This is a genomic window from Paenarthrobacter sp. AMU7 (assembly GCF_041200195.1).
Taxonomy (GTDB): Bacteria; Actinomycetota; Actinomycetes; order Actinomycetales; family Micrococcaceae; genus Arthrobacter.
On the sequence record NZ_CP165735.1, the window covers coordinates 1,194,411 to 1,205,933 of the forward strand.

Here is an 11,523-nt window from a genome sequence, read left to right on the forward strand (position 1 = left end):
GCGGTTTTCATGAACGCAGTTCGCCTGCGGGTTCCACATCGATGATCCGGTGGATGGACAATACCCGTTCGGTGTCCTTCGCGGGGTCGAACACCCTGACACGTCCACCGGAGACGGATACAGGAACAACGGTTTCAGTGTTGGCATTCCCCAGGCTGTCCACCACATTCATGGTGACGGCCTGTTTGAGCCGGATGGCCGTTTGCAGGGTCTCCAGGCCAAGCTGCGTGGACGCTTCGCCCGCCGCTTCGGACCGCACTCCGCGGTGCTGCCGAAGAACCGACAACTGTGCATCAACGTCGTCGTCCGGGGGAGCCGTCCGCGGCGCGGTGTAGACAGGGCGGGCACTGCCCGGCACCGCTGTTGTCCGTTTGAAACGCACGACGGCGGGCTCGGCCTCTTGCACGGCCGGGGAAAGTCCCAGCTCGCGCAGCACTCGTGCGGCTTCCCGGGGGCTGGCTGAGGATGTCAGGACAGTCGGTGCGATGCGCACCAGGCTCAATGCCGATGTACGGGCCTCGCGCAGCAAATCGGTGATGGCAGTTTCGTCATCGCTTTGGATGAAGCTGGCACTGGTGCCGATCCGCAAGCGGCCATGCCGGGACGCCGTGTCCTGGACAAGGTACGCCAAGGGCTGCGGCACGTCCGTGGCCGAGTGCTCCCGAAGGAATGCCAACAGCGATTCCGCATCTTGTCCGGCGTCGAGCGCCCTGCGGATGGTGGCAGCAGAGAAACGGTAGATGGACGCTGGACCCTGGCCCTCGGCGTCTGCCATCAACAGCAGTGTCTCACTCAGTTCCGGAGCCAGGTAGCCGGGGGCCACGGCGGTGAGGTCGGCCTGCAGGAGGATGTGGTTCACTGCGGCGGGCAAATGCTCGCCGAGGATGGTCATGGCCTGTTCGGGTTGGCCGTCGGCAATGGCCGCACCCAACTGCGTCAACGCACCGGAGCCCATCAGGCCCAGGAGCGTGGCTTCCTCAAGAATGCCGCGGACCAGTGAACTGAACCGCCGGGACATCCGCGGCTGCGACCATTCAGCCCGCTGCAGGACGGCCCTGGCGTCCAGGACGGGCGCTTTCCCATCCGGAGCGGCGGCTTCGGCCGTGAGTTCGTGCAGGATCTCGAGGACGCGTCGTCGGACCACCGGGGCATCAGGCCGCTGCGCTTCCGCGGACAAGGCATTGATGGTGGTCCCGGCGGCGCCCTGATGGGAGGCCGACGACGCGGGACCGGTAAGGGGCTGGCCCACCAGAGAAGGTGCACGCTCGCTGGCCAGCCAGGCATTGACCAGCCAAAGCCACTGTTCCTGCCGGGGGAGGTTGAGCCACTCCAGCGACGGCGGCTGCACCCACGTGGAGCTGTCCACGTCCAGGCGGAGCAGCCCGGCCATGGCGCACAACTCCAAGAGGACGGCGGTTTCATGGACGCCCATGCGGATGGACTCGGCAAGGCGCCGCAGTTCGCGCACACCCACACCACCGCTCCGGAGGGTGGCCAGGGGTTGTTCCCGCACAGCGAACAGCAGCTCGCCGGTCAGCCGCAGGATCTCCGCGATGGCCCCCATGGCAGCGTTGCGGCGCAGGGCAGCACTGGTGTGGCCCAACTCGGGAACCGGTGGCGAGAGTGTGAAGTCATCCACAATGGCGCCGCCGCGAAGCGCAAGGCCCACACTGTGGGGCAGTTCCACGTGGCCGGCGTCCAAGGGGACCAGCAAGCCACGCGCCAACAGCCAGTCGATGGGCCCGACGTCGTGGCTTTCGTGGGTGACCGACGCCCGCCGCTGTGCCTGGGGTACTGCGCCCATGGCCCAACTGCCGAATTTATCCAGCAGGCCGACGGTCCGGTCCGGCGCGGTGGCCAGGATGGCGCGCAGGTTCTCCGGTGTTGACGTCCAGCGCTGCAGGGCGAGCGCGGCATCCATGGGAGTGCTGGCGGGGTGGATGCCGGCGCCGCTTTGATGGAGCTCGGCTACCAACTGCACTACCCGCTGGGCAAAGGCCGGCTGCAGCCGAACCAGTTCCGTGTAACTCCTGCCAAGGCCTGCCGGGTAGATGCCGATGACATCCTTCAGGCTGCCCACAGGAAGGTAGAAACGCTGCCGGGAGGAGGTGGCCGGTGATCCGGCGGGTGGATCGGCACGGTGGATGAGGGCCAGCTCCTGCAGCTTGGCAAGGATCGGGTCCAGGGCCGAAAGAGTGGAGCCGGCAATGACTTTCTTCAAGCCGGCTGCTGAAATGCTGTGGCCTGTATCGGCGTTGGTACACAGATGCAGTGTCTCCAGGACCTGCATTTCGGGCTTGTTCAGCCGTTCCAGGGCCCGTTGCACACTGACACGGGCACTTGCCCTTGCTGCCAGGGCCGCGAAGTCCGGCGCCATGGGGGAGATCAAGTCCGGTCGCGCAGCAAACAAGGCCCGCAGCGAATCGTCGCTGCGCGCTTCCAGTTCCTTGCTGAGCGCGCGAATGAGGGACATCAATCCAACGTTACCGCCCCTGGGCCGCTGGTGCCTGCCGGCAGCTCAGATGGTTATTGCCGACGGCGCTGGCGGACAGCGTCCAATACCAGGACCACTGCCAGCATGAATGCAGCGGGCAAGCCGTAAAGGGCAGTCGTCGTAATCCATACCGGGGCCGTTCCGCTGTTGTAAGCGATTGCCATGACGGCACCGACGGCGGCCAAGGAGGCCACAGCGATCACGGCGGCGATGATCATGAGGGGGCGGCGGTAACCCGGGGAAGTCATGTCCCCAACGCTAGCAGCAGCGCCGGAACGGGAGGTATTGCTGCGTCATTGCCGCCCTTTGGGTGCAGCTCCTGCCCTCTGTGATCGCGGCGTGACCGCGGCAAGGCGGGAATAGCGGGCCGGGCAGGATAACCTTGAAGGAACAGACCAACACGGACCGGGCTGTCACCCTCGATCCCGCAGAACCCTGCGGATGCGGTGTCTGGCCCGACGTGTCTCCCACAGCAAGAAACGAAGAAGGTTGATTACGTGCCTACCGGCAAGGTCAAGTGGTATGACAAGGAAAAAGGCTTCGGATTCCTCGCGGCTGAGGACGGCCAGGAAGTTTTCCTGCCCAAGACGTCCCTGCCTGCGGGCGTAACGGAGCTCAAGGCTGGAACCCGAGTGGAGTTCGGCGTGGCCGATGGCCGCCGCGGAGCACAGGCACTGGGGTTGCGCGTCCTGGAAAAGACGCCGTCCCTTGCCAAGGCCAAGCGGATGAACGCCAAGGACCTCGCCCCTATGGTGCAGGACCTTGTGACGGTTCTGGACAACCTTTCCGGTTCGTTGTCCTCCGGCAAATACCCGGACGGCAACAAGGCCAAGGCCATCAGCCTGGCGCTGCGCAAGGTTGCCGACGAGCTGGAAGCCTAGGACCGGCCATGACATCGGAATCCGCACAGGAAACAAAGGCCGGAAGGGGCGCCCAGGCAAACCCTGCAGCCGGCCCTGACGCTGCCCGGGCTCCTGGCATCGGGGAAGCCCCCGCGCGGAAGCCGGTTGCGGACAAGCCGCGCGCCGGTTTGCCCGTGTGGCGCACCGGCAAGCCGGATGCCTTCCTCGCTGCCGCCGTCGAGGTTGCCCGTGAGGCAGTGGAGGGCATTGCCAACCCTGGCGAAGTCGGGGCACACCTCGGTGCCAAGTCGGAGGGTGACCGTGTGGTGACCCACCTGTTTGAATCCAGGCTTGCCGGTTACGGCGGGTGGCAGTGGTACGCCGTGGTGACCCGCAACTCGCGGTCCAAGATCGTCACGGTGAGCGAGCTTGGCCTGCTGCCCTCCGAGGACTCCATCCTGGCGCCCGAGTGGGTTCCGTGGGCCAAGCGTGTCCGTCCCGAGGACGAGACGCCGTTGGTGGAGGAAACCGTGGAGGACGTCACGGAAGAGTCCGTGCAGGCGGACGAAGACGAGGCGACTGAACCCGCTGAGGATGCCGACGACGCGGACGAGTCCGACGAGTCCGACGATCCTGACGATGACCACGACGAAGCCGGGGCTGAATAAGCATTGCGGAAACCCGGGGTGACCAAAGTAGGGGCGGACGCTGATGTCCACCTTTAGGTCACTCGGAATCCTCAACTACCGCATCTGGTTTTTCGGTGCCCTGATCTCCAACATCGGCACGTGGATGCAACGTACCGCGCAGGACTGGTTGGTCTTTGACCACCTGACCGCGCACGACGCCGGAGCCATGGGTATTACCTTGGCCCTCCAACTGGGTCCGCAGCTGTTCCTTGCCCCCTGGGCCGGGCTGCTGGCCGACCGCTACAGCCGGCGGAAACTGCTCCTCATCACCTTGGTAGCCATGGCGCTCCTGAGTACGGGCCTGGGCATCCTGGTGTTGCTGGGGATAGCTGAACTTTGGCACGTCTATGTCTTCGCGTTGCTGCTGGGCATCGTGACGGCCCTGGACGCTCCCGTCCGCCAGACTTTCGTCTCCGAGCTGGTTACCGACGAATACCTGCCCAACGCCGTGGCCCTCAACAGTGCCTCCTTCAATGTGGCCCGGATGATCGGGCCGGCCGTCTCCGGTGTGCTGACGGTGGTGGTGGGGCCGGGCTGGGTGTTCCTTATCAACACTGTGTCTTTTGTTGCCATGCTCTGGGCGCTGAAGCTCATTCCGGCGTCTTCGCTCCGGGTCCAGCCCCGGGCTGCGGCGGGCAAAGGGCGGATCCGCGAGGGCCTCCGCTACGTCCGCAACAGACCCGATATCCAGGTGGTCCTGGCAGCGGTCTTCATTGTGGGCACCTTTGGGCTCAACTTTCCCCTCTTCATTGCCGCGATGGTGGGCACCCAGTTCGGGATGGACGCCGGCGCTTTTGGACTGCTGAATTCGGTCATGGCCATCGGATCCGTGACGGGTGCCCTGCTGGCTGCCCGACGCGGTCGGCCCCGCCTGCGGCTGATCTTCATTGCCGCCGGGGGATTCGGCGTCGCCAGCGCGTTGGCGGCACTGGCCCCCAACGCCATGCTCTTCGGACTGGCCCTCGTTCCCTGTGGCCTGTTCGCCCTGACACTGATCACCAGCGCCAACGGCTACGTGCAGTCCACCACCGAAGCTGTCATGCGCGGGCGGGTCATGTCCTTGTACATGGCCATCTTCATGGGTGGCACTCCCATCGGGGCGCCGCTGGTGGGGTGGGTGGCCAATGTTGGCGGGCCGCGGTGGGCCGTGGGCGTTGCAGCGTTGGCCGGCGTCAGCGCCGCCGTCGTGGGCTTGGCCTGGATCATCCGGGCAAAGCAGCTGCGGCTGCGTTTCGACCGCCGTGCCCGTGGCCTGCGCCATTTCCGGGTGGAGTCGTTGCTGGCCCGCCCGGTCACCGACGAGGACGACGACGGCGGCCCGGGGCCGGTTCGTTAGTCAGGCCCTCGAGGGCCGCGGTGTTAAACGGCAGCGGCGCCGTCCGGAACATTCCGAACGACGCCGACTGACAGCCTGTGGTACTACTTCTTCAGTTCGCCAACCACGTAGTCGATGCTGGCAAGCAGGGCGGAAACGTCGTCCGGTTCAATGGCGACAAACGTCGCGATGCGCAGCTGGTTGCGGCCAAGCTTGCGGTACGGCTCGGTGTCCACCACACCGTTGGCGCGCAGGACCTTGGCGATGGCTGCGGCATCAATGGAGTCGTCGAAGTCGATGGTAGCGATGACGTTGGAGCGGTCTTCGGCGTTGGTGACGAACGGCGTCGCGTACTCCGAGGCCTCGGCCCAGGAGTAGATGCGGTTGGCGGAGTCCGCCGTGCGCTTGCTGGCGAAATCCAGGCCACCGTTGCTGTTGAGCCACTGCACCTGGGCGTCCAGGGTGACCAACGTGGACAGGGAAGGCGTGTTGTACGTCTGGTTCAGCTTGGAGTTGTCGATAGCCGTCTGCAGGTCCAGGAAGTCCGGGATCCAGCGGTCGCTCGCCTTGATCCGTGCCGCACGCTCCAGTGCGGCGGGGGAGAAGAGGCCCAGCCAGAGACCACCATCGGAGGCGAAGTTCTTCTGCGGTGCGAAGTAGTAGACGTCAGACTCTGAGACGTCGACATCCAGCCCGCCGGCAGCAGACGTGGCGTCCACCAGGACGAGGGCGCCTTCGTCAGCCCCCTCGACGCGCTTGACGGGGGCGGCCACGCCGGTTGACGTTTCATTCTGGGGCCAGGCGTAGACGTCAACGCCGGCTTCGGCCTGTGCCACCGGGCGGGTGCCGGGTTCGGACTTGATGATGGAGGAAGCATCAAGGAACGGCGCCTTGTTGGTGGCAGCAGCGAATTTGGAACCGAATTCACCGAAGGAGAGGTGCTGTGCTTTCTTCTCTACCAGGCCGAATGCGGCGACATCCCAGAATGCCGTGGAACCGCCGACGCCGAGGACAACTTCGTATCCTTCGGGTGCACGGAAGAACTGGCTGAGGCCCTCCCGGACCGAACCTACAAGGTTCTTGACCGGAGCTTGGCGGTGGGACGTGCCAAGGATGGTGGACGACGCGGCAGACAGGGCCTCGATCTGTTCCGGACGGACCTTGGACGGTCCTGCGCCGAAGCGTCCGTCCTTGGGCAGCAGATCGGCGGGAATGGTGATGCTGTTGTCGCTCACGTGTGGCTCCAATGGGTATCGGCTAGAGATGGGTCGTGGCAGGTGGCATCAGCTGCCCCTTCGACACCCCAATTCTGCCTGACCCGGCGCGGAGGCAGGAACCTGTGGCCGTCATAGTCCGCCACGTGGAACGCAGGCCCACCATATGCGACCGGAATTATCCAGAGTAATTCCAAATAAGCTAGGCTGGTGGTTGGCGTTCATGGGGCGGCGGTCTACACCGCCCACCCGGCAAGGGACGCGGTACGGTGGAGATTACGCAAGGAACTGCGTTCGAGGAGAGCTGAGCTGGATGACGGATCTGATCGATACCACTGAGATGTATCTTCGGACCATTTTGGAGCTTGAAGAAGAGAACATTGTGGCTCTCAGGGCCCGCATCGCCGAGCGGCTGCGGCACTCCGGACCCACTGTTTCCCAGACCATCGGACGCATGGAGCGCGATGGCTTGGTGATTGTTTCCAATGACCGTCACCTGGAACTGACCGAAGCGGGGCGGAAACGCGCCACCGAGGTGATGCGAAAGCACCGCCTCGCCGAGCGTCTCCTGGCTGATGTCATTGGCTTGGACTGGGCCTATGTCCATGACGAAGCCTGCCGCTGGGAACACGTGATGAGCGAGCGCGTGGAGCGCCGGCTGTACGAACTCCTGGAGCACCCCACCGAATCCCCATATGGCAACCCCATCCCGGGCCTTGAAGCCCTCGGTGGCCTTGCCAGCCAGCCGTTCCCCCGCCTCGACGTCAACCTCCTGCAGGCCATGGACGGCTATGCACCGGATTCCCGCGTGGCAGTTACCCGCCTTGCGGAGCCCATCCAGGTTGAGCCTGAACTCCTTACCCAGCTGGACGAGGGTGGTATCCGCCCCGGCGCGGCCGTCTCCCTGGAGCGTGTAGGCGAGTACATTTCCGTCCGGGTCCCCGGCATTGAGGGTGCACTGGAACTTCCGCCCGAGGTGGCGGCGCACGTCTTCGTCTCCGTCGGCTGAAGCACCCTTCCCTTCACCCGGTGTCATATCTCACTTTTGAGCTCCAAGCGCGCGTGTGACCTGCAGTTTTTCAGGATTGGTGATAAGGGGACGCCGCGCCACGCCTGTTCCTGTTGATAACGAATTTATTACTGCGAGCCTTAATCGCCTATAGTTATCTACTAGCGCTGATACCAAAGCGTTACCTGTTCCGGAGCCGAGCTCTGCCAGCGGAACAGGTGTGCCATCCACCACTGGCAGAGGCGGGGGAACCACAAGCGGCTGTCTAAAGAAGCAGCCTTGGGGTGAAGTCCGCAGCAGAAGTGCCCATTACGCAAGTCCCTCTTGGGATACCTGTGTGCCGTGAGCGCTTCGTGCGGACCGGGTCTTTGAACTCTCTGACCCGAATCCGACAGCTAACTTCGCAGGCTTTTTAGAGAGGAATAGAGTTTGACAACGCAGAACGTCAGGGGCCGCCGCCGCGCGTCCGGCCCCGCTGCTGAGCTGCGGCCAGCCCGCGTCGTATCGGAGATCCGGCCACGCGACACCGAACGCCAGGTGCGTCGCCGTAAGAGCCCGTTGCGCCAGGTTGCCGATTTCGCCGCAGCCAGTGGTGTAGGGCAAAAGGCCGGAGTTGCGCTTGCCGCCACCGGACTTGCCCTGACTGTCGGTCTGCCGGCCACCAGCCCGGTAATGGCAACCTCGGAATCCGGTCAGACCGAGTCGGCCCTGGCCGTCACCGGGGGCAGCCAGCCCGAGGTTTCCGCCGCTGCATCAGCCAAGATCGACTTCAGCCGTGCTGCGGTAGCTACCGCCGCCGACCCCGACGGCAAGCTGAAGCAGCTGCTCAGTGCGCAGTCCGCCGACAGCATCCAGCGTGCCTCGTCCACGGGCACCATGGCCAGCCCCCTGGACACCCTGACCACGGCTTCCCCGTTCGGCTACCGCATCAGCCCCCTCACAGGTGGTGCCGGTGACTTCCACCGCGGCCAGGACTTCGTGGCCCAGTGCGGCACGGCCGTCCATGCTGCGGCCAGTGGCAAGGTCACCTTTGCGGGATGGCACGAGTACGGCGGAGGCAACCGCGTGGTGGTAGACCACGGCAACGGCCTTGAGACCACGTACAACCACTTGTCGTCCTTCACCGTCAAAGTAGGCCAGACGGTCAGCCGCGGCGACACTGTAGCGCTGAGCGGCACCACGGGCGCCTCCACCGGCTGCCACCTCCACTTCGAAGTACAGGTCAACGGTGAAGTTGTTGACCCCATGGGCTGGCTCTAAGTCCAGTTGATGGTTGTCTCTCGCATTGGTGACACACCCCGTGACCTGAATGTGACATTCGCGTTCAACTGTTGTACCGTACAAAGCGCATCGGCTTTTTAGGGGGCCGGTGCACTTGAGTGGATTGCCTAGCTCTGCCACCACTCGAGGTCCGTTCGCATAAATCGTCTGGCAGGGGCGGGGGAACCACTTCTGGTCTTCGCAAGAAGGCCTTGGGGTTAAGTCGCAAAGCTTCCTTGAAGCAGCGTGGCCGGATGACTCCCATCCGAATCCGACAGCTCACCTCGCAGGCATTGGGAGAGGCTACCTTCGTGTCATCACGCACTACCCCTGCGCGCCACCGCGCCGAATCGGTTCGTACGAACCCCTTGAACACGCTTTCCAAGGCTGTTTCATCCAACGCCGGTACCGTTGGCCGTCAGGCCGTCGTACTGGCAGCAGCCTCAGGCCTCGTCCTCAGTGTCGGTCTGCCGGCCCAGGCAGCGGACACCGACGTTTCCAAGTCGGAAGCCTCCAGCACCCAGCAGATGGTCACCACTGCGGTAGTCACCGCAGAGCCCACCGCCACCGTTTCCTTCGAGAGCCCCGTAGTGGCCACCAAGGAAGCTCCCAAGGTTGTGCAGCGCGCTTCGCAGACCACCCAGCGCACCGCGGCCAACGGCAACCAGGCCACCGCAGGCGCCGTGACTGCGAAGTCGTCCGAAGCCAAGGATGCTGCTTCCAGCGCCGCCGCTTCCGGCCTCGCCGCGATCGCCTACACCGGAATCGGCCACCCTTACGTTTGGGGCGGCACCACGCCCAACGGATGGGACTGCTCCGGCTTCACCCAGTGGGTCTACGCCCAGGCCGGCATCAGCATCCCGCGCGTCAACGCCTGGACGGCCATGAAGCCCACCAGCACTCCTGTCCCCGGTGACCTGGTCATGCAGAACGGCGGAGCACACGTAGGCATCTACGTTGGCAACGGCATGATGATCAGCGCATTGAACCCGGGACAGGGCACGCTCCTGCACTCGGCTGCCTCCACGGGCACGTCCTCCTTCTTTACCCTCCGCTAGAAACAATCCGGTTCGGGGTTCGCCAGCATGCCCCCAAGTGCTGGCGCGCCAATGAGCCGCGTGTACCCCAACTGCACGCGGATACGAAAAGAGAAAACCATGACCAGTGCATCCAAGGTTGCACGGCATCGCGCTGAGGCCCCCAAGACCAGCTCGCTTGCCGTGATCGCCAAGGCCGTCAGTGAAAACGCCGGCGGCGTCGGCCGCCAGGCGGCTGTTATTGCCGCAGCTTCAGGCCTGGTCCTGACCGGCAGTGTTGCTGCCAACGCGGCCGACACCACCGTGGACCGTGAGTCCACCGCGACGTCCACCCTTGACGTCCAGTCGGTAGTCCAGGCCACCATCGCTGCGGACTCCACCGTTGCCATCTCCTACGAGCGCCCCGTGGTCACCACGGTGCAGGCTCCGGCCCCCGTAGAGAAGAAGGCTCCTGCGAAGGCAGAAACCAAGAAGGCAGCAGAAAGCACGGCAACTGCCGGCAACGCCACACTGGCCGTCAACACCGCGGCTCCTGAGGCAAAGGCTCCGGCCGCTGCAAGTGGCCTGGGTGCTGCAATTGCCGCTGCCGCCTATGCGCAGCTCGGCGTCACCCAGGACTGCACCATGCTGGTAACCAACTCCCTGGCAGCTGTTGGCATCAACTTCCACGACTGGCCGGCCGGCTACCTCTCCCTCGGCCGCACGGTCAGCGCAGCGGAAGCGAAGCCGGGCGACCTCGCCTACTACGCCAACGGCGGTCTGGCCGGACAGGCCCACATCGCTGTATACGTCGGCAACGGCCAGGCAGTCCACGGTGGATGGAACGGATCCACCACGGCACTGTTCAGCGTCAACGTAGGCTCCGGCCCGGTTTTCATCCGCGTGAACGGCTGATCCAGCCTTTGGTTTTGACAGCAACACCCCGCAGGCTCAGGCCGGCGGGGTGTTCTGCTTTAAGGGACGGATTCGGCTCCAGGCCCCTTAACCTCGCATGAACTCTTGGCGACACTGCACGGGAAACGACCGAAAAATTCGTTGATACGGCATATGAGTGCTTACCCTTATCTTGTCGATCCACAGCCCGTACAAGCAGAGGGCAGCCGGCCCTCGTGCCCCTGACGGGTGCGGCCGTGAAGAGGTACGTGCATGCGCACACTCGTTCTGAATGCTGGATATGAACCGCTGGCGGTAATAACATTCCGCCGGGCGCTGGTCCTAGTGTTGACTGGGAAAGCTAGCGTAGTGGCCGAAGGCGACGAGCCTGTCGTCGGGCCACAGGAGATTCTCGGACGCCCCTCCGTGATCCTCCTTAACCGCTACATCCGTCCCCGGTACAACAGGATTACCGCCGTGAGCCGACGCGGGGTCCTTCGCCGCGACGGCCATCGCTGCGCCTATTGCGGGAAAACAGCCCACACCATAGACCACGTCCACCCCAAATCCAGGGGCGGCGCGGATTCCTGGGAAAACCTGGTCGCGGCGTGTCTGAAATGCAACAACGCCAAGAGCGACCACACGCTGGCTGAAATGGGTTGGAAACTCCGTTTCACGCCTGGAGTGCCCCAGGGAACCATGTGGCAGATCAAAGAACTCGAGAAACCTGCGCCGGACTGGGACCCGTTCCTGTTGCCGGAATCCGCTGCCTGATCGATTTCTGCTGAAC

Annotated in this window: 11 protein-coding genes and 2 riboswitches; of the genes, 8 read left to right on the forward strand and 3 right to left on the reverse strand. The window is 64.3% G+C overall.

Annotation, left to right across the window (positions count from 1 at the left end):
• Positions 1-7: 7 nt before the first annotated feature.
• Together ABQM86_RS05640 and ABQM86_RS05645 are read right to left on the reverse strand one after the other, a co-directional pair.
• Complete coding sequence (locus tag ABQM86_RS05640) at positions 8-2,473, reverse strand: helicase-associated domain-containing protein (RefSeq protein WP_369746123.1); 2,466 nt, start codon at positions 2,471-2,473, stop codon at positions 8-10.
• 53 nt (positions 2,474-2,526) lie between these two features.
• Positions 2,527-2,742, reverse strand: coding sequence for a hypothetical protein (locus tag ABQM86_RS05645; protein ID WP_369746124.1), 216 nt, complete (start codon positions 2,740-2,742; stop codon positions 2,527-2,529).
• Between the two features lie 249 nt (positions 2,743-2,991).
• On the opposite strand from ABQM86_RS05645, the gene ABQM86_RS05650 reads away from it, so the two are divergent.
• Genes ABQM86_RS05650 through ABQM86_RS05660 form a run of 3 tightly spaced genes read left to right on the forward strand, consistent with a single transcriptional unit; the run spans position 2,992 to position 5,361 of the window.
• Positions 2,992-3,375: a cold-shock protein gene (locus tag ABQM86_RS05650; RefSeq protein WP_089593906.1), complete on the forward strand. Its 384-nt coding sequence runs from the start codon at positions 2,992-2,994 to the stop codon at positions 3,373-3,375.
• Between the two features lie 8 nt (positions 3,376-3,383).
• Positions 3,384-4,004, forward strand: coding sequence for a DUF3027 domain-containing protein (locus ABQM86_RS05655; protein WP_369746125.1), 621 nt, complete (start codon positions 3,384-3,386; stop codon positions 4,002-4,004).
• Positions 4,005-4,047: 43 nt separating this feature from the next.
• Positions 4,048-5,361, forward strand: coding sequence for an MFS transporter (locus tag ABQM86_RS05660; RefSeq protein ID WP_369746126.1), 1,314 nt, complete (start codon positions 4,048-4,050; stop codon positions 5,359-5,361).
• A gap of 83 nt (positions 5,362-5,444) precedes the next feature.
• Here ABQM86_RS05660 and serC read toward each other — a convergent pair whose 3' ends face one another.
• Positions 5,445-6,575 (reverse strand): phosphoserine transaminase, encoded by a 1,131-nt coding sequence (gene serC, locus ABQM86_RS05665; RefSeq protein ID WP_280627088.1) that lies wholly within the window; start codon positions 6,573-6,575, stop codon positions 5,445-5,447.
• 292 nt (positions 6,576-6,867) lie between these two features.
• Here serC and ABQM86_RS05670 point away from each other — a divergent pair, with 292 nt between their 5' ends.
• The 5 genes from ABQM86_RS05670 (at position 6,868) to ABQM86_RS05690 (ending at position 11,507) form a co-directional block, all read left to right on the forward strand.
• Positions 6,868-7,563 (forward strand): metal-dependent transcriptional regulator, encoded by a 696-nt coding sequence (locus ABQM86_RS05670; protein WP_207596578.1) that lies wholly within the window; start codon positions 6,868-6,870, stop codon positions 7,561-7,563.
• Positions 7,564-7,747: 184 nt separating this feature from the next.
• A riboswitch (cyclic di-AMP (ydaO/yuaA leader) is annotated at positions 7,748-7,988 on the forward strand.
• Positions 7,989-7,992: 4 nt separating this feature from the next.
• Positions 7,993-8,823, forward strand: coding sequence for a M23 family metallopeptidase (locus tag ABQM86_RS05675; RefSeq protein ID WP_207596579.1), 831 nt, complete (start codon positions 7,993-7,995; stop codon positions 8,821-8,823).
• Between the two features lie 125 nt (positions 8,824-8,948).
• Positions 8,949-9,130: riboswitch (cyclic di-AMP (ydaO/yuaA leader) on the forward strand.
• A 4-nt stretch (positions 9,131-9,134) separates the two neighbouring features.
• Complete coding sequence (locus tag ABQM86_RS05680) at positions 9,135-9,881, forward strand: C40 family peptidase (protein WP_242703539.1); 747 nt, start codon at positions 9,135-9,137, stop codon at positions 9,879-9,881.
• 99 nt (positions 9,882-9,980) lie between these two features.
• Positions 9,981-10,754, forward strand: a complete 774-nt coding sequence (locus ABQM86_RS05685; RefSeq protein ID WP_280627091.1) for an NlpC/P60 family protein — start codon at positions 9,981-9,983, stop codon at positions 10,752-10,754.
• A gap of 252 nt (positions 10,755-11,006) precedes the next feature.
• Positions 11,007-11,507 (forward strand): HNH endonuclease, encoded by a 501-nt coding sequence (locus tag ABQM86_RS05690; protein ID WP_024819811.1) that lies wholly within the window; start codon positions 11,007-11,009, stop codon positions 11,505-11,507.
• Positions 11,508-11,523: the final 16 nt, after the last annotated feature.

Excerpts from the sequence above, each read along its gene's own strand:
- ABQM86_RS05640 (WP_369746123.1), bottom strand. The coding sequence starts at position 2,473 with ATGTCCCTCATTCGCGCGCTCAGCAAGGAACTGGAAGCGCGCAGCGAC.
- ABQM86_RS05645 (WP_369746124.1), bottom strand. The coding sequence starts at position 2,742 with ATGACTTCCCCGGGTTACCGCCGCCCCCTCATGATCATCGCCGCCGTG.
- ABQM86_RS05655 (WP_369746125.1), top strand. The coding sequence starts at position 3,384 with ATGACATCGGAATCCGCACAGGAAACAAAGGCCGGAAGGGGCGCCCAG.
- ABQM86_RS05660 (WP_369746126.1), top strand. The coding sequence starts at position 4,048 with ATGTCCACCTTTAGGTCACTCGGAATCCTCAACTACCGCATCTGGTTT.
- ABQM86_RS05670 (WP_207596578.1), top strand. The coding sequence starts at position 6,868 with ATGACGGATCTGATCGATACCACTGAGATGTATCTTCGGACCATTTTG.
- ABQM86_RS05685 (WP_280627091.1), top strand. The coding sequence starts at position 9,981 with ATGACCAGTGCATCCAAGGTTGCACGGCATCGCGCTGAGGCCCCCAAG.
- ABQM86_RS05690 (WP_024819811.1), top strand. The coding sequence starts at position 11,007 with ATGCGCACACTCGTTCTGAATGCTGGATATGAACCGCTGGCGGTAATA.